The sequence below is a fragment of the Pseudoalteromonas sp. S2893 genome (assembly GCF_005887105.1).
In the GTDB taxonomy this organism is placed as follows: Bacteria; Pseudomonadota; Gammaproteobacteria; order Enterobacterales; family Alteromonadaceae; genus Pseudoalteromonas; species Pseudoalteromonas atlantica.
This window is the reverse complement of record NZ_PNCY01000017.1, coordinates 1-21,576: the sequence shown is the minus strand read 5'-3', so window position 1 is coordinate 21,576 and position 21,576 is coordinate 1. Positions and strand designations below refer to the sequence as shown.

General features: G+C 40.5%; 22 protein-coding genes and 1 pseudogene. 10 read left to right on the top strand and 13 right to left on the bottom strand.

The features are described from left to right. Window positions 1-2: 2 nt before the first annotated feature. The 4 genes from CWC04_RS10885 to CWC04_RS10870 all read right to left on the bottom strand — a co-directional run bounded on the left by CWC04_RS10885 (window position 3) and on the right by CWC04_RS10870 (window position 5,081). Window positions 3-1,181, bottom strand: coding sequence for an MFS transporter (locus CWC04_RS10885; RefSeq protein ID WP_138685422.1), 1,179 nt, complete (start codon window positions 1,179-1,181; stop codon window positions 3-5). Further along, window positions 1,178-2,497 (bottom strand): lysine N(6)-hydroxylase/L-ornithine N(5)-oxygenase family protein, encoded by a 1,320-nt coding sequence (locus CWC04_RS10880; protein ID WP_138685421.1) that lies wholly within the window; start codon window positions 2,495-2,497, stop codon window positions 1,178-1,180. Before CWC04_RS10880 ends, CWC04_RS10885 begins: the two co-directional genes overlap by 4 nt. Next, on the bottom strand, window positions 2,497-4,035 hold the full coding sequence (locus CWC04_RS10875) for a pyridoxal phosphate-dependent decarboxylase family protein (RefSeq protein ID WP_138685420.1): 1,539 nt from the start codon (window positions 4,033-4,035) through the stop codon (window positions 2,497-2,499). Before CWC04_RS10875 ends, CWC04_RS10880 begins: the two co-directional genes overlap by 1 nt. 368 nt (window positions 4,036-4,403) lie before the next feature. Then, window positions 4,404-5,081: a haloacid dehalogenase type II gene (locus CWC04_RS10870; protein WP_138685419.1), complete on the bottom strand. Its 678-nt coding sequence runs from the start codon at window positions 5,079-5,081 to the stop codon at window positions 4,404-4,406. Window positions 5,082-5,560: 479 nt separating this feature from the next. Here CWC04_RS10870 and CWC04_RS10865 point away from each other — a divergent pair, with 479 nt between their 5' ends. The 3 genes from CWC04_RS10865 to CWC04_RS10855 all read left to right on the top strand — a co-directional run bounded on the left by CWC04_RS10865 (window position 5,561) and on the right by CWC04_RS10855 (window position 7,424). Beyond that, entirely contained in the window at window positions 5,561-5,986 is a 426-nt protein-coding gene (locus tag CWC04_RS10865; RefSeq protein ID WP_138685418.1) for a hypothetical protein, read from the top strand. Between the two features lie 195 nt (window positions 5,987-6,181). Further along, window positions 6,182-6,658 carry a hypothetical protein gene (locus tag CWC04_RS10860; protein WP_138685417.1) on the top strand — a complete coding sequence of 159 codons (477 nt, stop codon included), beginning with the start codon at window positions 6,182-6,184 and terminating at the stop codon, window positions 6,656-6,658. A gap of 139 nt (window positions 6,659-6,797) precedes the next feature. Beyond that, on the top strand, window positions 6,798-7,424 hold the full coding sequence (locus CWC04_RS10855) for a DJ-1/PfpI family protein (protein WP_138685416.1): 627 nt from the start codon (window positions 6,798-6,800) through the stop codon (window positions 7,422-7,424). Between the two features lie 117 nt (window positions 7,425-7,541). Here CWC04_RS10855 and CWC04_RS10850 read toward each other — a convergent pair whose 3' ends face one another. The 3 genes from CWC04_RS10850 to CWC04_RS20005 form a co-directional block, all read right to left on the bottom strand. Next, window positions 7,542-8,333, bottom strand: coding sequence for a DODA-type extradiol aromatic ring-opening family dioxygenase (locus CWC04_RS10850; protein WP_138685415.1), 792 nt, complete (start codon window positions 8,331-8,333; stop codon window positions 7,542-7,544). 185 nt (window positions 8,334-8,518) lie between these two features. Then, a complete protein-coding gene (locus tag CWC04_RS10845; RefSeq protein ID WP_283235105.1) occupies window positions 8,519-9,064 on the bottom strand; it encodes an SDR family NAD(P)-dependent oxidoreductase in 546 nt (181 codons plus the stop codon). Between the two features lie 41 nt (window positions 9,065-9,105). Further along, window positions 9,106-9,252 carry an SDR family NAD(P)-dependent oxidoreductase gene (locus tag CWC04_RS20005; RefSeq protein ID WP_276537831.1) on the bottom strand — a complete coding sequence of 49 codons (147 nt, stop codon included), beginning with the start codon at window positions 9,250-9,252 and terminating at the stop codon, window positions 9,106-9,108. Window positions 9,253-9,550: 298 nt separating this feature from the next. On the opposite strand from CWC04_RS20005, the gene CWC04_RS10840 reads away from it, so the two are divergent. After that, the gene (locus CWC04_RS10840) at window positions 9,551-10,456 is read left to right on the top strand and encodes a LysR family transcriptional regulator (RefSeq protein WP_055254245.1); all 906 of its coding nucleotides are present in this window, start codon (window positions 9,551-9,553) and stop codon (window positions 10,454-10,456) included. A gap of 1 nt (window position 10,457) precedes the next feature. Further along, a complete protein-coding gene (locus CWC04_RS10835; RefSeq protein WP_054981994.1) occupies window positions 10,458-11,405 on the top strand; it encodes a LysR family transcriptional regulator in 948 nt (315 codons plus the stop codon). Between the two features lie 64 nt (window positions 11,406-11,469). Here the strand turns inward: CWC04_RS10835 and CWC04_RS10830 are convergent, their stop codons facing one another. Next, on the bottom strand, window positions 11,470-12,477 hold the full coding sequence (locus CWC04_RS10830; RefSeq protein ID WP_029771784.1) for a zinc-binding alcohol dehydrogenase family protein: 1,008 nt from the start codon (window positions 12,475-12,477) through the stop codon (window positions 11,470-11,472). A gap of 134 nt (window positions 12,478-12,611) precedes the next feature. Beyond that, entirely contained in the window at window positions 12,612-13,487 is an 876-nt protein-coding gene (locus tag CWC04_RS10825) for a LysR family transcriptional regulator (RefSeq protein WP_138685414.1), read from the bottom strand. Between the two features lie 86 nt (window positions 13,488-13,573). Here CWC04_RS10825 and CWC04_RS10820 point away from each other — a divergent pair, with 86 nt between their 5' ends. The 3 genes from CWC04_RS10820 (at window position 13,574) to CWC04_RS10810 (ending at window position 15,914) form a co-directional block, all read left to right on the top strand. Continuing rightward, the gene (locus CWC04_RS10820) at window positions 13,574-13,993 is read left to right on the top strand and encodes a PACE efflux transporter (RefSeq protein WP_138685413.1); all 420 of its coding nucleotides are present in this window, start codon (window positions 13,574-13,576) and stop codon (window positions 13,991-13,993) included. Between the two features lie 63 nt (window positions 13,994-14,056). Beyond that, window positions 14,057-14,935, top strand: coding sequence for an AraC family transcriptional regulator (locus CWC04_RS10815; protein ID WP_138685412.1), 879 nt, complete (start codon window positions 14,057-14,059; stop codon window positions 14,933-14,935). Between the two features lie 106 nt (window positions 14,936-15,041). Further along, window positions 15,042-15,914 (top strand): nuclear transport factor 2 family protein, encoded by an 873-nt coding sequence (locus CWC04_RS10810; RefSeq protein WP_138685411.1) that lies wholly within the window; start codon window positions 15,042-15,044, stop codon window positions 15,912-15,914. A 139-nt stretch (window positions 15,915-16,053) separates the two neighbouring features. On the opposite strand, the gene CWC04_RS10805 is transcribed toward CWC04_RS10810, so the two are convergent. Further along, entirely contained in the window at window positions 16,054-16,938 is an 885-nt protein-coding gene (locus CWC04_RS10805; RefSeq protein WP_138685410.1) for a LysR family transcriptional regulator, read from the bottom strand. A 111-nt stretch (window positions 16,939-17,049) separates the two neighbouring features. Between CWC04_RS10805 and cuyB the strand changes: the two genes are divergently transcribed. Further along, window positions 17,050-17,775 carry a cysteate racemase gene (cuyB, locus tag CWC04_RS10800; RefSeq protein ID WP_054981991.1) on the top strand — a complete coding sequence of 242 codons (726 nt, stop codon included), beginning with the start codon at window positions 17,050-17,052 and terminating at the stop codon, window positions 17,773-17,775. Between the two features lie 26 nt (window positions 17,776-17,801). On the opposite strand, the gene CWC04_RS10795 is transcribed toward cuyB, so the two are convergent. Next, on the bottom strand, window positions 17,802-19,052 hold the full coding sequence (locus tag CWC04_RS10795) for an NADH:flavin oxidoreductase/NADH oxidase family protein (RefSeq protein ID WP_138685409.1): 1,251 nt from the start codon (window positions 19,050-19,052) through the stop codon (window positions 17,802-17,804). A gap of 87 nt (window positions 19,053-19,139) precedes the next feature. On the opposite strand from CWC04_RS10795, the gene CWC04_RS10790 reads away from it, so the two are divergent. Next, window positions 19,140-19,544, top strand: coding sequence for a MerR family transcriptional regulator (locus CWC04_RS10790; protein ID WP_138685408.1), 405 nt, complete (start codon window positions 19,140-19,142; stop codon window positions 19,542-19,544). 34 nt (window positions 19,545-19,578) lie between these two features. Here the strand turns inward: CWC04_RS10790 and CWC04_RS19680 are convergent. After that, window positions 19,579-19,758 (bottom strand): annotated as a pseudogene (locus CWC04_RS19680) (DUF7674 family protein); the annotation flags it as partial. Between the two features lie 157 nt (window positions 19,759-19,915). Further along, window positions 19,916-21,382 carry a DNA recombination protein RmuC gene (locus tag CWC04_RS10785; RefSeq protein ID WP_138685407.1) on the bottom strand — a complete coding sequence of 489 codons (1,467 nt, stop codon included), beginning with the start codon at window positions 21,380-21,382 and terminating at the stop codon, window positions 19,916-19,918. Between the last annotated feature and the right edge of the window lie 194 nt (window positions 21,383-21,576).

Genomic DNA, 21,576 nt, shown 5'->3' with positions numbered 1-21,576 from the left:
TATTAAGTGGCTGTGTGTGCAGCTTGGCCAACAAATTTAACGCGCCATAGCAAAATAGCGCCAAGGCTTGCAAAGCCAATGGCAGCAAAGTAAAAAGGCACGGTGGTATTAAAATATTCCACACTCATACCCACTAATAACGACGCTAAAATAACGCCAATATTTTGCGCAACATGTACCTTGGCAAAATCACTGCCGTAGTGAGCAGGCTCGCTTTTAGCAAATAGCATCACTTCTAATAAAACCATGACCTGAAACAATGCTATACCGTATAAAACGCGTGAGCTAACCACTAACCACACCGACCCTTGCGCCTGTAAATAAAGCCCAATAGCGCCAAAAATAAGTGCACACAATAGCGTGCTAGTGCGGCTAAGCGTAGGAAGAGGTAAGTACTGCCTAAAGTGGTTAAACAACAGCATAAGTAGGGCTGCAAAAGCAGGAATGGCGTACACAAGCGCACTTTGGAATGCACTGCTTTGTGCGCTCATACCTTGCCAGTGGGTAGTAAAAAACGGCCTAATTAAAAACGCGCTAAAATAAACCACCACGCTTATAAAGCAAAATTGCCAAATAAAGTACGGCGTACGAGTACGCGGTTTTTCGCTTTCAATCGCGTGCTGATAAATACCTAACTTTAAGCTCACCATTAAATAGGCACACAACAGCACTTGTATAACATCGCCCGCAGCACTTAATAACAATGCATAACGCGGTGCATTTATACTAAAAAAGTACCCGCCCACTAACGCGCCGCCAATAGCACCAAAGTGCATAAGTACCGAAAACAAGCCAATAATAGAAAGATGCTTACTTTGCTGCTCTAAACGCAGTGCAAACGGGTAAATAAGCAGGTAACTGGCTTTAAGCACCAACATAAGCTGATAATAAAACCAAAATTCCCACACGTTAGTTGCAAAATAACAAAGTAAACCAAAGCAGGCGGCAATCACTTGCGTTACAAGCCAAAGAGCCAGCTCGTGGTATTTTTTGGCAACCTTTGCCCACAGTGGCAGCGCGAGCATAACGGTAATACAACAGTTAGCTACAAACACGCCAATAAGTGTGGGGTTACTTACAGAAAATTCGCTGGCAAAAAATTGCGGATAAAACGGCAGTAATAAGGTGTCGCACACTACCGAAATAACCGTAAGCAAAATAAGCGCTAAACGTAAACTCATGCGGCGTTACTCTTTTGCTGTGAATGGGTTTCTACATCGCTTAAATCAAAACACTGAAAAGCAATTTTTTGTTCAACCTGATACGGCGCATAACTGAGTATTTCGCGCAAAATTATACTATTGCGATAACACGCCATGCCTAAATCGGGGGTTACAAAACCATGGGTGTGCTGCTCTGCATTTTGTACAAATATACGTTTTTGTTCGCTATCTACCGCATACTCGCGGCTAACTAAGTAGCGGCCTTGTTCATCTTCTGGAAGTTGCTGTGCAATGGGGTTTAAAAAAGCAGGGCGCTTGTATTTAAAGCCCGTGGCACAAATTAAGTAATCGGTTTTTATTTCAAAGGCTTCATTTAGCTCTTGATGATAAAACTCAGTGACTAAGCGCCCAGCACTTTTACGTGTATTAGTAAGCTTGCTGTTAGTTTTAAATGTGGTAGAAATGGGCCCATCTAGGCTTTGCGTGTAAAGGGTGTCAAAAATGTCGTTAATTAAATCGCCATTAATGCCTTTAAATAAGTTTTTTTGATTTTGATTAAGCCAATCTCGTTGCTCGGTTTTTAAATTATAAAAGTAATCAACATACTCAGGAGAGGTCATCTCAAGGGTGAGTTTAGTGTATTCCAGCGGAAAATAACGCGGCGATCGTGCAATCCAATCTAGTTGTAAACCTTGTGGCACAGCTTGTTGTAATAAGGTGTGATAAATTTCAGCCGCACTTTGCCCAGCTCCTACAACCGTAACGCGTTTAGCAGCTTTTAGCTCATCAAGGCGGTGGCAAAAATCGCTACTGTGCAGTACATTATTAGAATTACTTTGCACTGCACAATCAGGAATATATGGGGCAGGGCCGGTGCCAAGCACTAAGTGGCGCGTAACATAGTGTTGCTCTCCATTTGGGGTTTTACAGGTAACGGTATAGCACTCACTTTGCTGGCAAAACTCAACCTTAGTTACACTTTGCTCAAAGCTTACGTTGCTAAGCTGCGAGCACACCCACTGGCAATAGAGGTTGTACTCTTTACGCAGTAAAAAAAAGCTCTCGCGAATATAAAATGGGTATAAGCGATTATTAAGCTTGGCATAATTTAAAAAACTGTACTTGCTGGTAGGGTCTGCAAGGGTCACCAAGTCAGACATAAACGGCGTTTGCAAGGTAACACCTTCTAGCATCATTCCAGGGTGCCAATCAAATTGGCTACGCTGCTCTAAAAATAAGCTTTTCACGTCCTCTAGCGGCTCACTTAAACACGCTAACGATAAATTAAATGGGCCAAGGCCAATGGCTATAAAGTCATAAGGTTGGTTACTCATTATTTTTGCTCCTTATACGTTTGCCACGCAATAGTGCTAATTTGTTCAAGCACGGCGCGTACATCGCTCAATTGGCACTGGGCATTAAGTAACGTAAATTTAAGGTAATGACGGCCGTTAATTTTGGTGCGCGCAATCATGGCTTCACCAGTATTTAAGAATGTTTGGCGTACGTGCAGGTTTAGGGTGTCGAGTAAATCGGGGTTATGTTTTAGCTCCTCTGGCGCAAAGCGAAATACCAGTGCGCTAAGCTCTGGGTAATTTATAACTTCAAAATCAGGGTGGTCGTTAAGCACAATATGGGTTTGACGAGCAAGGCCAATTACTTTATCAAACGCTCGCCCAAGTGGCGCTTCACCCATGGTGCGCAGTGTTAACCACAGTTTTAAGGCATCAAAACGGCGTGTGGTTTGTAAGCTTTTATCAACTAAATTTGGCGTGCCATTGCCGGCCTCAGCAAGCGGGTTTAGATAGTCAGCGTAAAGGGTAATATGGCTAAAGTGGCGTTTGTCACTTAATAAAAAAGCACTGCAGCTAACCGGTTGCATAAACGATTTATGGTAATCAATGGTAATTGAATCTACTTGTTCTATGCCGTTTAAAGCACTTCGGTGATGCTCACTTACCAATAATCCGCCGCCGTATGCGCCGTCAACATGGCACCAAAGCTGCTCTTTTTTAGCAAGTTTTGCTATGTCCTCAACAGGGTCAATTGAGCCAAAATCGGTTGTACCTGCGGTAATTACCACAGCGATAGGTAAATCGCCCTTAGCTTTAGAATCCGCAATTGCGTGGTTAAGTGCGTCCATATCCATTTGCATTTTATTGTTTGTAGCCACGGGCACTACCGCGTTATAACCAAGGCCCAGTAATGCCGCTGCCTTTTGAATACTAAAATGCGCAACCTCAGAGCAATAAATACGAAAACGTGAGGCTACTTCAGGCAAGCCTTGCAGTTTTACTTCATGATTAGGTGCATAGCGGCTCACTGCAACTTCGCGAGCAACAAGCATAGCCATTAAGTTCGATTGCGTACCACCACTGGTAAAAACACCATCGGCAGTGCTAGGTAATTTTGCTTTTTCACAGCTCCAATCAATTAATTTTTGTTCAATAAGGGTCGCGCCAGCGCTTTGATCCCAGGTGTCTACCGAAGTGTTGATTGCGCCAATGATGTGCTCAGCCACAACCGCAGGGTACGTAACGGGGCAATTTAAATGCGCCATATAACGCGGATGATGAAAATACACAGCGTGATCTAAATACACACTTTTAAGCTCGTTTAATACCGCTGGGAAATCAGCTAGAGGTTTGGCTAAATCGACATCATTTACAGTGGCGGCAAGCGTATTAACAGACACGCCAGAAAACGGCTTTTGCGCTTTAGCCATAGCTTGTTGTACAGCCGAAAGCCCCTGCAACGACGCTATTTGGTAGTTAATAAACTGATCGAGATTAAATTGAGGAGGTAACCCGTTTTGCTCAAATATTGCTTTATTTTCGACAGGGCTGAGCTGCGCCGATTGTAATTGTGACATATTCGCTCCTTGGTTGTACTTGTATTGGGGTTGAGGATCTTAATGGTAACAATTTGCATTTACAATAATGATTAAGGGTTAGATATAGGTTTATTTTCACAATTAGGAGTGACTGATTAGTTATAAGGAATTACTTTTAAAACTAACAAAGTGTATAAAATGAGCTATGAGAAGGTGCCAAAATGCGTGCTAAATAATGACAGTTTGTAAAATAGTGCGATAGTTAAAATATAAGAGTTGAGAGATGAGAGGGGGTAGCAAAAAGCGAACGTATTATAAGTGGGCAGTACCACTATAAGAGGTAACCCCCCTTTACAACTCGGTTAAACCTTAAGTGCTAAAGAGGGATATAAAAGAAAAAATGCAGCTTAATTGATATCTTCAAGCTTATTTTTTAAATCCACTAGATCGGTGGCTACGGTGATTGGCTGAATTTCCCACGGATCAAAAATAGAATCCTCAGAGCGTTTTATCCATGCTCCGCGCATACCATGTGAAATAGCGCCGGTAATATCAAACGGGTTACTCGAAATAAGCCACGTGTTTGCGCCCGTTGAATTGGTCTCGCGTAAAAAATGGCTGTAAACACCTGGGTTTGGCTTAAATGTTTTCATATCGTCGGCACTTACTACACCTTCAAAAAGCTCACTAATACCTGCAGTTTCGAGCAATTTATTTACCGCATCAGCAGCGCCATTTGAAAATGCAAACAACCGGTAATTTTGCGCTTTAAGTTGCTCAAGGCCTTTTTTCACATCGTCAAAGGCGGGTAAAATTTTATACTGCTCAAGCAATTGCTGCTTTTGATCATCACTAAGCTGCGTTTTGTGCGCTAAACACGCGTAATCTAGGGCATGTTTTGTACATAACGAAAATGGAATATAGTTTTGCATCAACCCACGCCTAAACGAATACTCTAATTGTTTTTCGCGCCATGTATTTGAAAATTTTTGCGCGTTATCGCCTATCATATCTTCAAGTAAAGACAGCACGCCGTGAGTGTTTATAAGCGTACCGTATACGTCAAATGCGAGTGTGGTTGCCATGTTTGCTCCCAATAAATTTAAGATACTTGTAGGTTAGTCGTTTTGAGCTTAACTTACTTTGAACGATTGCTCAAATTAATAAAGCTTATCTGTTTTAAAAGTTGGAGCATTAAAATCATAATAATTGAAAGGATTTTATCTATATGGATGATCATTTTAGTAGCCGCCCATAATTAATTTTGGGTAAGAGGACACAAATTAAGGCAGATCTAACTCAATCTAAGAGCTAAAAACTAATACCTTTTAAATTAAAGTTCGCAATTGTTGTAAATTTAGCGGTGGAATAAAGTCATAATAAAACTATTAGAGTTATTGTAAAAATCAACAAGCATTAATTAGGGATTTAAAGTTTAACAAACGCTTGGAACTCCAAAATTATAACTATAAGATAGTTACGAAAATGCTGACCTTCAATAAGTTCGAGCAACTAGCTTTTGTATAAATACAAATGCCAATATTTAAAACACATGGAGTCTCAAATGGATGCTGTTGAGTATGGTTTAATATGCGACCGAAGTGATGAAAAAGATATAGTTAAAAACGTTAATGCTTATTTAGCTGAAAAGGGCTACAGAAAATTATACAAATGGAAGGATAAAGGTGGGATCAAAAATATTGATGATCCATCGAGCGATCCGCAACTTGAGTACACATATGGGCAATTTATAAAAGAGTCTCCTAGGTGGTATTTTGATATACTACCTAATACAGATCTCAGAGGTGTATACAGGTTTGCTAAGCAGAAAGATTGCGCATGGACTCTATTTTTTTCAAAGACAAACCCAGTATCTAATACAGAAGCTGACAATATATATCTCGATAACTTTCTAAAAGACCTTCTCACAGGCTCTGGTTATAAAAGTAGATTACTTCATAAGTACTCAGATGACGACTATCGAAGGTAATTACGACTCATCTAGCTCCCCTATTTTATAGCCAAATAAACCAGAGGCTAGATACAAAGATCCTAAAACAGTGGTAAAAATTAATTGATCACTTGTACCTACAACGACATGACTTTTTAAAGCTATGTGGAATCACAAATTAAGTGAAAGTAGATTGTTTATAACCAAATCTAACAACTAATTAGAGTACCCGTAATGAACAAACAAGAGTTAACCGAAACCTTTCGAAAGTTTGGAGCTTCTAACCCTGAACAGTGGGCAGAGAGCGAAATAGAAGAAGGTATCCCTCAGCTGGCTAGGTTTTTATTTTTAAAGGGTGCGTGGAGTAATGTCGTTCCAGACAACGATGAATGGATTCAGCACATCTTAAAAAATTATGATCCAACTGATAATGGCCCATACAGCGGAATGATGCACTCCATCAAAGAAATGATAGACGCAGGTGTTAGCAAAAATGCGATTACAGAGTTCGCTCGATGTATTGGTGCAGAAATGATATTTAGTATGACTTACCTAATGGATGACCCCGAAGTTGTTGAAGATAACGAATATGTAAATTGGGGGTTATTTATAACCGATGATGAAGGCCGGCCGATTAAAGAATTAAGTGGCCTTTATGAGAGTGTTTTAGGCACAGACCCAACAGGAAGAGAAATGTGCCCAAAAAAATAAAATTGACCCAAGTAATGATTTAATAAACGCATAAAATTCTGGCTCTATAGCTTAAATAAAAAGGCTCCCTCAGTTATGTGAAAGCCCTGTTAGGCAAATTATTTAAAAGCTAAAAAATTAAAGGACTAAATAACATAGTATGAAAATATATTTTTTAATTTACGACAAAGTTGAAGAGCTGGATTTAGTTGGTCCATGGGAACTAATAGGTCTGCTGGCAGAAAAGGGGTTATGTGAAAAACCCAAATTAATATCGCTAAATTCTATGACTCCCTCAGGTGAGCACGGCATGCGTTTTAGTGCCGATTATCATTTTACTGACCCAGTGCAGCCCGATGTATTATTTATACCTGGCGGTAGTGGTGCACGTATAGCAATGGAAGACCTTGACGTTATTAATTATCTTAAAAAAACAGCTGAAAACTGCCACAGTGTTTTATCTATTTGCACTGGTATGTATTTAATGCAAAAAGCGGGGCTATTTAAGCATAAAAAAGTAACCACCCACTGGGCTTTTCTAGATCACCTTAAAAAAGATAACACCGTAACCGTAGTTGAAGAACGCTTTGTAGAAGATGGCAATATCTGGTCTTGTGCGGGTGTTTCAGCAGGTATGGATATGTGCCTTGCTTTTATTGCTGATTATTTTGGTGAAGATGTTGCCTCCACCATACAGTTAGACGCAGAATACTATCCGTCACCAATTATTTATGGTGACGCGCATAAAAATAGCGCCACATCTAATTACATTAAAAAGCTGCGTTAAAGCCCACTTTATAACTTTATGTTGGGCTTTGCTGCTCTTAACCCAACATACGCTTTGTAAACCCCCATTACACTTTGATTAAAAAAACACAAAGCGCTTGCAGCGCGCTGATTAAAATTAATAAAACTTATAGGTATCAAGCGCTAAAATATCCATTTCAATATCACTAAAGAGTTTTTCAACTTGCTTGCCGCCTGCGCCCAAAGCAGCAAAGAGTGGTAAAAAGTGCTCTTGGGTAGGGTGGTTAAATAACACATGGGGTGCATCGGTTAAGTAATTTAAAAGTGCGGGCGTGTCTTGCGCTAGAAGCGTGTGTTCAACCCATTGGGTAAACGCTTTTACCATTTGTACACGGTTAGGTGTAGCAGGGGTTTTAAACACTTCTCGTAGGTTGTGGCTAATGCCACCAGAGCCAATAATTAATATATTATCGTCACGAAGAGGGGCAAGTAACTGCCCATATTCATACATGGTTTTTGCGCCTAATCGAGTATTTATAGATACTTGTACAATAGGAATATTTGCCTGCGGGTACATTAAGCGCAGTGGTATCCATACTCCATGATCCCAGCCTTGGCGTTCATCGAGTATTGCTGTGATGCCTTTATTTTTAAATAGCGTTGCAATATTACCCGCAATCTCAGGATGACCTGGCGCAGGGTATTTAATGTCATACATATGCGCAGGAAAATTATAAAAGTCGTGAATGGTTTCAGGCGCTTGCCCTGCGGTTATTACAATATTATGAGCCGCTTCATCGTGGGCCATATCAAAGTGCGCCGAAAAAATAACAATAGCGCGTGGCGTGTTGAGTGACTTGCCAAGCGCTTTTAAAAAGTCAGACGTTGGCGATTGCTGTACGGCCATAATAGGTGAACCGTGAGAGATAAATAGTGCAGGTTGAGCCATGGTAATACCTAAGGATTTTATTAATATCCCCTTATTTTATTGGCTTTTATTTGTTAATAAATAAAGCCCGCATTGAGATATTATAAATACAGTATTGTTAAACTGATTTTTATTTACCCCCTCGTTAAAAAGCCGATGCGTAAACATCGGCTTTTAAATTAACACTAAATAAGCAATCAGGCGTGTTAGTAGTTAATTGCGCCACCATCAACGTTAATACATTGTCCGGTCATAAAATCGCTGTCTTCACTGGCTAAAAAGTAAATAGGGCCAAGTAAGTCTTCAGGCTCCATTGCACGTTTAATTACTCGTGAGCCTAGTGTGCTATTTTTAGCTTTATCAAACTGTGCGTTATTTTTAACGCCTTCGCTTTCGGTTAAGCCAACTAATAGGCAATTAACTAAAATATTATCGTTAGCAAGCTCAGTGGCCAACGCACGTGTTTGCCCAACAACCGCGCCTTTAGATGCCACATAATGGCAAAACATAGGTGCACCGCGTAAAAATGTACCCGATGCAATGTTAATGATTTTACCGTGGCCTAATTTACGCATGCTAGGCAACACTGCTTTGGTACACTGAAAAGGCCCGCGGGCATTTACGCGCATAACTAAATCCCATTCGTCTTCAGATATTTCCCAAAATGGCTTAAGCTCAAGCGCAGCAAATATAGCGGCATTGTTAACTAATATTTCAACCGGGCCAAATTCAGCTTCGGTTTGTTTTACCATGGCATCTAACGATTAACTATTCGTTACATCTACTTTGCAGCCTATTGCTTAGCTACAGCTGCGCTTGGGTCGGCTAAATCAGCAAGCACAACTTTAGCGCCTTGTTGAGCTAAACCTTTTGCATAAGCAGCGCCAATACCTTGTGCTGCACCAGTAACGATGGCTACTTTGTTGTTTAATCTTTTCATGGCTTTATCTCTTAGTCATTAATAAAAATATAAGCGTGCTTATTCACGTACAGCGATACTGCATTATTAATAAACCCGACTTGGCGTTAGAATGGATAAAAAGAAGCGTGATTGCTGCAGTAGCACGTATTAACTCCATTTTGTTGTAAATAAATAGTTATTTACGCAAAAAAATGTGTTTATAACGCTATAAAAACTCACTAACTGTGCAAAAATGCGATGTGTGGACTTTAACTGTTTTTATAAACATAATTAATACGATCTTTATTTAAAAATTATAAACAAGGCATTGCTAATAATGGATAAGCTAACCACCATGAAGACTTTTGTAAGTGTTGTACAAGAGGGGTCATTTTCTAAAGCTGCCGATAAGCTCGACATATCGCCGCAACTTGTGAGCAAGTATGTGTCTGCGCTAGAAGAGGGGCTTGCTACCCGATTACTGCACCGCACCACGCGCAAAGTAAGCACTACCGAGGCGGGAGATCACTATTTTACCCGCTGCTTACAGGTGCTAGACGATATAGACGACATGGAAAATTCGCTCGATAACCTAAACGAAAATGTCTCTGGTGTGCTCAGTATTAGTGCCCCTATGTCGTTTGGGGTAAAGCACTTAGCACCGCTATTGGTTGAGTTTCAAAAGCGTTATCCAAATTTAAAATTAGATCTAAACCTTACCGACCAGTTTGTTGATATTGTTGAGCAAGGTATTGATATAGCGCTGCGCATTGGGGTTTTAAAAAGCTCATCACTTATTGCTAAAAAAATAGCGCCTATTAGGTTAGCGGTGTTTGCCTCTCCTTCTTATTTAGCGCAGCACGGCACACCTACTACCTTAGAAGAGCTGCAATCACATAACTATTTACGCTACGCACACACCGAGCCCACCAAAAAGCTACGTGGAGCGAACGAGCTTAAAAATGAGTTAAAGCTTGAAAGTAACCTAGTTGCTAACAATGGCGACCTGCTACTCAATGCCGCTATAGCCGGTGGTGGTGTTGCCATGCAGCCAACATTTATAGCTGGTGAGGCGCTGGCACAAGGTAAAGTTGTGCGTATATTAAAAGACTACGAGCCTGAGCCAATAGGGCTTTATATGGTGTACGCAAACAGGCAGTTTTTACCTAGTAAAGTGCGCGCGTTTGTTGATTTTGCGAGCAATTATTACACCGATACACCTTATTGGGATTTAGGAGAGTGAGATGTCAATCACCAACCAATTAGCGTTATTTGTTGATGTAGTACAGCAAGGCTCATTTGCAAAAGCCGCGGCGCTGCACGATATGGATAACTCATCGCTTTCAAAGCAAATTAAAAAGCTAGAAAGCAGCTTAGGTATTCAGTTACTTAATCGCTCTACGCGCTCGTTTTCGCTTACCTCCGCAGGGGAGGAAATACTCCAGCAAGCGCATATTTTAATTGATACGCTCAGTGATATTCATAGCATTGCCGACTCCTACCAAGCAAAACCTAAAGGTATTTTGCGCATTACCTCGGGCATGTTTTTTGGGCAGCAGTATGTGCAGCCTGCCATTAATTTATTTATGCAAAAATACCCTGAGGTAAAAATAACCCTCATGCTTGATGATAAGCGCAACGATATTATTGCCGATCATTACGATTTAGCATTTAGAATTGGCAAATTGAATGACTCCAATCTAATGGCAAAAAAAATATCTGACATGCACTTTGCTTTGGTTGCCTCTAATGACTTTATTGCACGCCATGGTATGCCAAGCACACCTGAAGAACTTATCGCCTTACCTGCGGTGGTTTATGGCAATGGCGATGTAAGCCTAGATCAAATAAAATTAAGCACTCAGCCTCATGGTGATGAATACAAAACCCACAAAATGAAAGGCAACTATAAGGTAAGCGATGTACGCGCCATGCTTGATGCCACAAAAGCGGGTTTAGGGTATGTGATGCTAGATTTATTTAACCTAGAAAAACCCATAGACGAAATGGGGCTAGTGCCGCTATTAACTAATTATAAGCTCAGCGCATCGGGCACCGGTATTTATGCGCTGTATCCTCACCGTAAACAAACACCACTGGTGAGCGAATTTATAAAAACTGTACAAGAGTATATTGGCAGCCCTGCATTTTGGGTAAAGCATATTCCTAATTACAATCAGTTATATAAATAATAGCCACAAAAAAGCCCCGTTAGGGGCTTGGGTATACTCAAAAAAACCATATTAGCTAAAGGCCTTAAAAGCCTTCTAACACCACTTTACCTTTAGCGGTTTGCGATTCAAGGTGCTGATGCGCTTTGCGTAAATTGGCTGCGTTAATTTTACCTAAGTGCTCACCTACCGTGGTTTTAATTTGCCCTTGGTCAATCATAGTGGCTACGTTGTTTAAAATAACGTGTTGCTCTTGCATGTCGTCGGTTTTAAATAACGAACGAGTAAACATAAGCTCCCAATGTACCGACACGCTTTTGTTTTTAAATGGCACAATATTAAGTGTTTCAGGGTCATCAATAAGGGCAAATTGACCTTGTGGCTTCACTACTTTTTCAATTTCAGGTAAGTGCTGCTCTGTATTGTTTAAGCTAACAACGTAATCCACTTCGCTTAAGTTTTTAGCTGCAAATTCTTCACTTAACGGGTTACGGTGATTAACAATAGTGTCGGCACCTAAATCTTCTAACCACGATATTGTTTCAGCACGAGAAGCACTGGCAATAATATTTAATTTAGTGCGCTGCTTTAATAGCTGCACCATTATTGAGCCCACACCACCGGCGGCACCAATAACTAAAATGCTTTTAGAATCATCGTTTTTAGCTACGTTTAAACGGTCAAACAATAATTCCCACGCAGTAATGCTGGTAAGCGGCAATGCTGCGGCTTCGCCATACGAAAGCGAACTTGGCATATGGCCAACAATACGCTCGTCAACTAACTGAAACTGCGCGTTACTGCCTGAGCGCGTAATGTCGCCTGCGTACCATACTTTGTCGCCAGGCTTAAATAACGATACGTTTTCGCCAACCGATTTAACAACCCCAGTTGCATCCCAACCAATTACTTTATACTCGCCCTCAGCTGCTGGCATTGCTTGGCGAATTTTAAAATCAACCGGATTAACCGATACCGCTTTAACTTCTACTAAAATATCGTGGCCGTGTGCTGTTGGCGTTTCAAGTTCAATGTCTTGTAATGATAGTTCGTTTTCGATAGGTAAACTTTTTTGATATCCGATTGCTTTCATGGGAGTTGCCTCGTTAGCTAGTTAATACTCTGTGTTGATGACGCTATTTTGGCTTTATCAACGCTATTAAAAAAGAGACAAAACACCCAATTATTATGGACGTAAAAATCCATAATAAAACTTGTACATAAGCGTTATAAAATATTTCGTAGCAGTTTTCTAAGTGTTTTAAAAATAGCGAGGTCGCTGTATTTTTGGTGCTGTAAAATATCAACATTAGCGTGCCACTGCATTTTTTCAAACTCTATGGGGAGCCTAACCAACTCATTAGCCTGCAGAGCCTCATGCGCTACATGCTCTGGTAATAGGCACCAGCCGTGCCCTTGTAATGTTAGCTGTAGTAATAAGTAGTAGTTGTCGGCAAAAAGTACGTCGGGGCTTACCTTTAGCTGAAAACTACTGGTTTGCGTATTACGCGAGCGAATTAACAGCTGCCTATACAAACGTAAACTATCAATATTTTTTACAGCCTGTTTTGCCAATGGGTGCGATTTAGCTACATATAAATCAAAGTTAACGCTACCTATGCACTCATAATCTAAGTTTGTGGGTAAATTAAGCTCACTAAAAATAATGCCTGTTAGTGGGGTTTCTTGTTTTAGTAAATCAATAACATCGAGGCTTGAGGCACTTAAAAATTCAAGCGTTACATTTGGGTACGCATTATTTAGTTCCTCAACAACACTTGCCATAGCGCTAAATGGTATCCCTTCATCTAAGGCTATAGTTACCTCGCTTGGGGTTGAGTCGTTTAATGCTAGAGCCGAATTTAAAAGCCGTTGATGCTGATTTAATAAAGCTTGTGCATGAGGGAGCAATTTATGCCCCGCTTGGGTTAATTGTGGGTAGCGACCCGTGCGCTCAAATAAAGTGGCATTGCAGTCTATTTCAAGGTTAATTATATGCTGGCTTATTACCGACTGCGCTTTAGCTAATTGCCTTGCTGCTGCCGAAAACGACCCCGAATCCACCGTTGCCACAAATGCATGTAATTGTTCAACACTAAAAATATCGTTTTTACCGATACTAGTTAACTATTTAATATCTTAATAATGAATGAAAATACCCGTATCGTCATTCTTTAAATTAGTTATTTATGAACACACTAGAACGTATTTTTCAGGCTGTTATGTTTGAAATAATAGCCTTAGCTATTGTTATACCAAGCACTGTACTATTTGCAGGGTTTGAGGCGGGTAAAATGAGTATAGTAGGGATTGGTTTATCGTTATTTGCTATGTGCTGGAATTATATTTACAACATTATTTTTGATAAGTTAGCAGGCCATAACCGTTTAGAACGCACTTTAATAACGCGTATTACTCATGTATGTGGCTTTGAGCTAGGTATGGTAGTAATAACGCTTCCCGTAATTGCTTGGTATTTAAATGTAAGCTGGTTTACAGCCATTATGCTAGAGGCAAGATTTTTAGTGTTTATACTCATATACACCTACGTTTTTAATGTACTGTACGACAAGTACCAGCCTTATAAAAAGTGGGTTAATAACTCCTAATGTACTTGATAAGCCCAAGCTAACTCACATACACTTTATAAAACACATCAAAAATAAGTGCGAATGGACATACCCAACATTGGCTTTAACCACGAAAAGTCGGCAAATGCAGAGCTTGAAATATTACCTCTGAGTGATTTGTATCAGCGTAATATTCATTCTCACGACCCGCAAATGGCGCACCGAGTTTCGTTTTATATGATTATTTGTATAGAGCAGGGCATTGGGAGTCACATGGTTGATTTTATACAATACCCGTTTGTTCCAGGCACACTTATTTTTTTACAACCCGACCAAGTGCACGCGTTTGACTTTGCTAAACAACCAACGGGTTATGTAGTATTATTTACACAAACATTTTTAGACCGTGTACATACCAATATGCGCTTACCTAATTACACGCCAACTCATTTAAGCCAACAGCACACGCCATTACTTAAGCTTAATGAACATAGCCAAGCGCGTGTAATAAATGCCATTAACGAAATGAAAATAGAAATTGCGCACTCACAATCAGATCCTCTCATTGTAATGTATTTATTTAGCGCACTGGTTTTAGGATTGCATAGGCTTCGCCCAGAACTGCGCCACGACAATATCAACCCTGAGCAAAGTATTAAACTGGGTACTTTTTATAAGTTGCTACAAAGCCACTTTTTAACTATTCGCGATGCTAACTGGTATGCAAACAAACTGCATACAACCTATAAAACCCTTAATAGTATTTGTAAATTAAGTACCGGCCTTACAGCAAAGCAAATGATTGACGCGTTTACCTTAATTGAAATAAAACGCCGCCTAATTATAAGTAATATAACAACCCAAAAACTGGCCTACGACTTTGGCTTTGATGACGCTAGCAACTTTGTTAAGTACTTTAAAAAGCACACAGGGGCAACGCCAAGTCAATTTCAGGCAGCTCATAGTAAGGCTATTTTATAATAATGGCTTAGGTTCGACTTTTACCATTTTAGCGCCCATTTACACTCTACTGTAAATGTTAAACATTACATAAAATGCCCGCATACAAACATATTAGGGCATTACAATGAAACCACTATCACTATTTACTCGCAGTATTTTAGCCACAGCAATTGTTAGCTTAAGTGCATGTGCAAACGTTGGAAAAAACACTTCAGATCAAGCAGCTGTTAGCATTACCGATAAAGCTGTTGCAGTTATTTCAAGTATAGAAACAGGTGATACAAAAGCGATTAGCTACATAAATCCAAACCAATACACACAACATAACTTAGACGTTAAAGATGGCCTAGCTGGTTTTTCACAAGCAATGCAGCAATTGCCAAAAGGCAGTGCAAAAGCACAAGTAAAACGCGCCTTTGCAGATGGTAACTACACAGTAACCCATACCGAATACAATTTTTTTGGCCCAAAAGTAGGCTTTGATATTTTTAAATTTGAAAACGGCCAAATTGTTGAACATTGGGATAATCTACAAGCTATAGCACCTGCAAATCCAAGTGGCCGTACTCAGCTAGATGGTGCAACAACTATTACCGACTTAGATAAAACAGCCGCTAATAAAGCGCTAGTTAAAGGCTTTGTGAATACCATTTTGATTAACGGTAATATGGCAAAAATAAACGACTTTATTAGCAATGGAAAAGGCGCGTATATGCAGCATAACCCAGCAATAGCAGACGATTTAAATGGCTTAGGTAAGGCGTTGGGTGAGTTAGCTAAATTAGACATGCCAATGGTCGTGAGTAAAAACCATATTATTTTAGGCCAAGGCAACTTTGTACTAGCAGTAAACGAAGGTACATTTATGAATAAACACGTATCGTTTTATGACTTATTCCGTGTTGAAAATGGCAAAATTGTAGAACATTGGGACACCATTCAAACGATTCCTGCTAAGTCACAATGGCAAAACAATAATGGAAAATTTGGCTTTTAAACTTACTTAAGCTTTTGGCACTGTTTAATTTTATAAATAGTGCCAATAAACATTTATATTCTGCCTTATAGCTGTTTACTCTTAATGCTAAGCCAAAGGTTCGTACACTAAACCGCCAAACTGTAACGGGGGTTTACAGTTACTTTATATTAAGTTCGGTTAATTTATTCCAGACACTTTCACCACCGGGGTGCAAAGCCGCATGATACCTGTAAGCATAGTAAGTTATTGGCACGCAGTGGTGCTCACTCCCGACAACTACCAAGGTATTATTTTTAAGCTCGTTTGATATAACGTAGTCGGGCAGCCAGGCAATACCATTACCTGCAACAGCGTGCACTTTTAAAAGCTCAGTCATGGATGAAACAAACACCTTTTTAAGCTTAGCGCCCGATATAATAGGCTCTAACTGCCGCCCCATGTAGGAGTCGAGGCTGTAGGCTAAATGCGGTATAGGCGCTGCGCTTTCTAGGTTATATAAGGCTTTGCCTTGCTCGTCACAGGCGCTAACAGGTAACAACTTAGCATTACCTATTTTTTGATGACTAAACGGCGGCAGTTTAAGGCGTTCGTTATCAAAGGCAATAAGTAAGTCGCATTCTCCTTGCTCTAGCGCTTCGGTGGCTTTATCTACGTCTATAGCCTCTAAATTAAGTACAATGTCGCGCTCATCTTGTGTTTGAAAGTTAGCGAGTTGTAAGGTTAAAAAACTCGCTAAAGAATGTGCGGCCGCGACCTTTACAGAATAATTTTGCTGCACCGACAACTCCTCAAGCATGCTAACCGAGGTATTCATTTGGTTAACTAAATTACGCGCCGTTATATGAAATATTTTACCGCTTGGGGTAAGGGTAATAGGCAAGTTTTCTCGGTCGATTAGGGCTGCGCCAAGGGCATCTTCAAGGGCTTTTATACGCCGACTAAATGCAGGTTGCGTAATATGCCTAAGCTTTGCCGCTTGCGAAAAGCTTTTTGTGTGCGAGAGCGTTAAAAAATCTTCTAACCATTTACTTTCAATATTCATAGCGACCACTTAGTTATGCAATTTGTGCATGGGTGGTAAAATAATAGCATTATTCAAACTAAATAAAACACTATAAATTAAGCCTATAAACTCAATAACCGGAATGCAATCATGCTTAGAACTCTTGGCGTATTAGGTGGAATGGGGCCTTTGGCTACCGCCTCATTTATGAATCAGGTAATTGCGCTATCGCCCGCTAAAAATGATCAAGAGCACATACCTATGTTTATAAGGAATATCCCGCAAATTCCTGACAGAACAAAATTTTTAATGGGTCTTGAAGACGAAAACCCATTTTTTGAGCTTAAAAAAGGCTTTAAAGAGCTAACAAGCTTAGGTGTTAGTTGTATTGTTATTCCGTGTAATACCGCACATTACTGGTACGACGCGCTCACTAAAAATGCCGATGTACACACCATTAGCATTGTAAAAAGCGTTATAAAACAAGTAAAAGCCACGGGCAAACAAAAGGTTGGTATTTTAGCCACTACCGCTACGCTTAATATGGGCATTTATCAAAATGCGTTTAAGCAGCACAATATTGATTTTGTTGAACCAAACTCTCAGCAACAAGCAGCCATAATGGATGGCATAACCGCCGTAAAAGCGGGCGATTTAAATAAAGGTCGCCACTTATTAAGCAAGGCATACGACTTAATGCTTGCTCAAGGCGCTGACTGCGTGTTGTTTGGCTGTACCGAAATACCGCTTGTGTTAAATGAACAAGCCAAACACTCGCCAGACACCTGCCTAGATACCATCGCTATTTTAGCGCAAGAGTGCGTTAACTGGGCATATGCTAACGCCCATCAATCAACGCTTTCAAGTGTGGCATAGAAAATATCAGTTTAAACTAGAGCTAATTAATTTAGCTCTTTTGCAAAGCGTTTTCGATAGCGCTTTGTAAGCTTTGCAGCGCGTATTTGGTCACTTATTAAAGTAAAAATAGCCGAGGCATTTGCTTTAACGCGTTTGCCTTGGCCCACTCGGCGAATTTGTCTTTTTACCAGCGCCATAGTGGCAAGCCCTGCAAGGGTTTTATCTTTAAAAGTAACGCGCGGCATTAACCGCGGCTGCACTGAGTTACTTTGCCACGCATTAACTAAATTAGGCTGATAAGCCAGCGCAGTCGCCATTCCCGCAAGGGCTACGCCTGAGCTAATTACTTTATTTGCCACATCTAATCGGCTAATGCCACCGGTGGTCATAATGGGTATGGTTGATTGCTCGCTAATTGCTTTGGCAAATTCCAAAAAGTACGCCTCACGTGCAAGTGTACGCTCATCGCCTGTTTGACCTTGCATAGCCGGTGCTTCGTAACTTCCGCCCGAAAGCTCTACAAAATCAAGCTTTAATGCACTAAGCATATTAACAACTGCTTGCGCATCATGCGGTTCAAAGCCGCCGCGCTGAAAATCGGCTGAGTTTAACTTAACCGATACCGAAAAACCGGCGCTGCATTGCGCTTTAATACTGCGTGTTATTTCAAGTAATAATCGCGCGCGATTCTCAAGGCTACCGCCCCATTCGTCATCACGCTTATTAGTTAGTGGAGATAAAAACTGCGCTAATAAATAGCCATGTGCAGCGTGTATTTGCACGCCATTAAAACCTGCTTTTTCGGCCTGTTGCGCGGTATGGGTAAAACGAGCGATAACATCACTAATCTCGCTTTTATCCATAGCTGTTGGCTGGGCAAATAAGTGAGAGTGCTTACCCATATTAAGCGCAATATCAGAGGCACTTAGCGCTTTACCCCCCATTTTTTTAAATACTTGGCGGCCAGGATGATTAATTTGCATCACAATTTTACAGTCGTTTTGTTGCCCTAAACGAGCAAGCTCTGCAAAAGGCGCTATATCGGTTTTCTGCTCAAGGGCAAGGCCGCCTGGCCCTGTCATGGCAAGGTGGTCAACCATAACATTGCCGGTAATAATTAACCCGCAACCGCCTTTTGCCCATTCGTTGTATACATTTTTAAGCACTTGCGATGGCGTTAGGTCGGCCTCTGCGAGGTTCTCTTCCATAGCGGCTTTTACTACTCGGTTTTTAAGCGTTAAACCGCTTGGTAGGGTAAAGGGCGTAAATACAGCAGATTGTTCAAACTCAGACATACATATAAACCATAAATTGACATTACAGGCACTATAACCTTAAAGTCAGCTTTAAGGTCAACCCGCTTTTTTATAGTAGAGGCAATAATGAAAATAGGTGAACTAGCTAAGCACTCAGGTATTGCAGCAAGCACCATACGGTATTACGAAAGTATAGGGCTGCTGCCACACGGCACGCGAAATAACAACGGGTATAGGCAATACGACAAAGCCAGTGTAGAGCAGCTTAAAATGATTAAGTTTGCACAAAGTTTAGGGTTTTCGCTTGAAGAAATCCCCTCCCTGCGTAAGCCTAATGAGGAGCTAGATCACAACGCCATTATTGAGCGCCTCACTCAAAAACAACATGAAGCTAATGCACTAATTGAGCAGCTACAGCGTAAGTCTGAGCGTATTGGTAATTTAATTACACTACTTAATGCAAGTTGGTCTAATGGAGAGTGTATTGGCGATGAAAAAATAAATGAGTTATTGAATGAGGTGGAGTATTGAAGGCGTAAGCGAGTACATGTGAGCTTAAGTTGTATTAGTTTTGCGGCGCTTTACCATGAAAATTGATATAAAGCTTTTGTAATTTGGCAGGCACTAGAGGCCAACCAACCGCAATAGTATGAGAACTTGCGCCCCAAAATAATGTTTCTACGTAATATACGTCTATGTATTCAATTACTTTTGCCTCAGCGTTTGCTAGCTTTTCAGCCATAAAACTTAAATAACGCTATTTTTGCTCCACAGTACCAAGAGCAAAAATAGCGTCTCTATCCTCATAACTAATAGGGGTTAACGCTAACCTTTGCGAATTGAGTAAGGGAAAAACCATTAACCTTCCTTTTAATGTATAAAACAGTAGAGATAAATCGAACTTAATCCAGCTCTAATTGGGCTTTTTCTACGCTTTCGTTTGGTAACTCTTTTTGAACCGATACACCTAGCTCTTTAAATTCTGAAGCTTGTTTAATTAAGTTGCCTTTACCACGGTAAAGCTGTGAAAAGGCTTTATCGTAGCTTTCTTTTGCGCGGTCTAGTTGTTTGCCAACACCTTCCATACTCGTTAAAAAGCCATTGAGCTTGTTATAAAAGCGCTCTGCACGATTCGCCAGCTCTTTAGAGTATTTAGTTTGCTCTTCAAAGCGCCACAGCTGTTTAACAATATTAAGGCTTGTAAGCAGAGTAGTTGGTGTAGCAACTAAAATGTTTTTTTCGATAGCTTGTTGGTAAATATCGCTTTGATATTTAAGCGCCTCTACAAATGCAGATTCTATAGGCACAAACATAATAACTACTTCAGGCGAATTTATACCTGGGAGACGATCGTACGATTTACTGGCAAGCTCGTTAATACGCGCGGTAACTGCATTTACATGCTCTTTAATCGCTTGGCTAGCCTCTAGCTCGTTTTCGGCATTAACGTAGCGAGTATAAGCATTTAGCGATGTTTTAGCGTCAATCACTAAGTGGCGGCCCTGAGGTAAATACACCACTACGTCGGGGCGCAGTCGACCGTCTTCGGTATTAAACGATACTTCGCGTTTGTAGTCGGTACCCGCGCGCAGGCCTGCGCTGTCGAGTACGTTTTCGAGCATCAGTTCACCCCAATTACCTTGGGTCTTTTTTTGCCCTTGTAAGGCATTACTAAGTTTATCGGCTTGCTCGGTAATAGCTTGGCTTTTAGCTTGCAAGTGCAGTAGCTCAGTTTTAAGGGCAGCACGTTGTTTTAAGTCTTCAACGTGAATCGATTCCATTTTATCTCTAAAGCCTTTTAGCTCCCCTTGAACTGGCTTTAATAGTTGCTCAATGCTTTCTTGATTTAGGCTTTTAAAGCTTTGCGATTTTTCTTCTAAAATTTTATTAGCTAGGTTTTCAAACTCTTTTTTAAGCACATTTTTGCTTTGCTCTATTTGTGCAAGCTGCTCGGTAAAGTTTTGCTGCTTTTGCTCAAGCGTAGTTCGCATATTATTAAGCTCAATATCGCGCTGGTTATATTGCTGTCGCAAGGCACTAAGTTCGCCTTCGGCTTTACGCCAAAAATGGTTGTATTGAACACTTTGTTTTTCTTGCTCGCTAAAGCGAGTTTTAAAATGCTGCGCTTCATCGCGTTGCTCTTGATGTGATTGCTCGAGCAGCTCGTGCTCATCAAATAAGGCGGTGTATTGCAGCTGTTTATTGTCGTACTGGTTTTGTAATAACGATAACTGTTGCTGTTGCTCGCTAATGTGTTGTTTTAATTTATTACGAGAAGGGAGCGACACTAGGCCATATAGTACGAGCCCTGTTGCAAGCCCTGCGCTGGCACTTAACCAATCTATATGCGTTAATAACTGAGTAAACATAAAATAAACTTATAAAATTTAGAGACATGCCATCATAACGAATAAAGGTAGTGGGGGGTAGGGCGTAACATTTACTAAAGGCATAAAAAAAGCCAGCTAAAAGGGCTGGCTCAATCATTACTAAATTTAGTAACCAATCAGGGAAATCAACATGAAGCTTGTGATAACTGCAATTATTCAACAAGCATAATAGT

What these genes read in the sequence shown, in the direction of transcription:
- CWC04_RS10855 (WP_138685416.1), top strand. Translation starts at nt 6,798, where the DNA reads ATGAAAATATATTTTTTAATTTACGACAAAGTTGAAGAGCTGGATTTA.
- CWC04_RS10865 (WP_138685418.1), top strand. Translation starts at nt 5,561, where the DNA reads ATGGATGCTGTTGAGTATGGTTTAATATGCGACCGAAGTGATGAAAAA.
- CWC04_RS10810 (WP_138685411.1), top strand. Translation starts at nt 15,042, where the DNA reads ATGAAACCACTATCACTATTTACTCGCAGTATTTTAGCCACAGCAATT.
- CWC04_RS10795 (WP_138685409.1), bottom strand. Translation starts at nt 19,052, where the DNA reads ATGTCTGAGTTTGAACAATCTGCTGTATTTACGCCCTTTACCCTACCA.
- CWC04_RS10815 (WP_138685412.1), top strand. Translation starts at nt 14,057, where the DNA reads ATGGACATACCCAACATTGGCTTTAACCACGAAAAGTCGGCAAATGCA.
- CWC04_RS20005 (WP_276537831.1), bottom strand. Translation starts at nt 9,252, where the DNA reads ATGAAAAGATTAAACAACAAAGTAGCCATCGTTACTGGTGCAGCACAA.
- CWC04_RS10845 (WP_283235105.1), bottom strand. Translation starts at nt 9,064, where the DNA reads ATGGTAAAACAAACCGAAGCTGAATTTGGCCCGGTTGAAATATTAGTT.
- CWC04_RS10840 (WP_055254245.1), top strand. Translation starts at nt 9,551, where the DNA reads ATGGATAAGCTAACCACCATGAAGACTTTTGTAAGTGTTGTACAAGAG.
- cuyB (WP_054981991.1), top strand. Translation starts at nt 17,050, where the DNA reads ATGCTTAGAACTCTTGGCGTATTAGGTGGAATGGGGCCTTTGGCTACC.
- CWC04_RS10785 (WP_138685407.1), bottom strand. Translation starts at nt 21,382, where the DNA reads ATGTTTACTCAGTTATTAACGCATATAGATTGGTTAAGTGCCAGCGCA.
- CWC04_RS10820 (WP_138685413.1), top strand. Translation starts at nt 13,574, where the DNA reads ATGAACACACTAGAACGTATTTTTCAGGCTGTTATGTTTGAAATAATA.
- CWC04_RS10805 (WP_138685410.1), bottom strand. Translation starts at nt 16,938, where the DNA reads ATGAATATTGAAAGTAAATGGTTAGAAGATTTTTTAACGCTCTCGCAC.
- CWC04_RS10880 (WP_138685421.1), bottom strand. Translation starts at nt 2,497, where the DNA reads ATGAGTAACCAACCTTATGACTTTATAGCCATTGGCCTTGGCCCATTT.
- CWC04_RS10830 (WP_029771784.1), bottom strand. Translation starts at nt 12,477, where the DNA reads ATGAAAGCAATCGGATATCAAAAAAGTTTACCTATCGAAAACGAACTA.
- CWC04_RS10860 (WP_138685417.1), top strand. Translation starts at nt 6,182, where the DNA reads ATGAACAAACAAGAGTTAACCGAAACCTTTCGAAAGTTTGGAGCTTCT.
- CWC04_RS10870 (WP_138685419.1), bottom strand. Translation starts at nt 5,081, where the DNA reads ATGGCAACCACACTCGCATTTGACGTATACGGTACGCTTATAAACACT.
- CWC04_RS10850 (WP_138685415.1), bottom strand. Translation starts at nt 8,333, where the DNA reads ATGGCTCAACCTGCACTATTTATCTCTCACGGTTCACCTATTATGGCC.
- CWC04_RS10885 (WP_138685422.1), bottom strand. Translation starts at nt 1,181, where the DNA reads ATGAGTTTACGTTTAGCGCTTATTTTGCTTACGGTTATTTCGGTAGTG.
- CWC04_RS10875 (WP_138685420.1), bottom strand. Translation starts at nt 4,035, where the DNA reads ATGTCACAATTACAATCGGCGCAGCTCAGCCCTGTCGAAAATAAAGCA.
- CWC04_RS10790 (WP_138685408.1), top strand. Translation starts at nt 19,140, where the DNA reads ATGAAAATAGGTGAACTAGCTAAGCACTCAGGTATTGCAGCAAGCACC.
- CWC04_RS10835 (WP_054981994.1), top strand. Translation starts at nt 10,458, where the DNA reads ATGTCAATCACCAACCAATTAGCGTTATTTGTTGATGTAGTACAGCAA.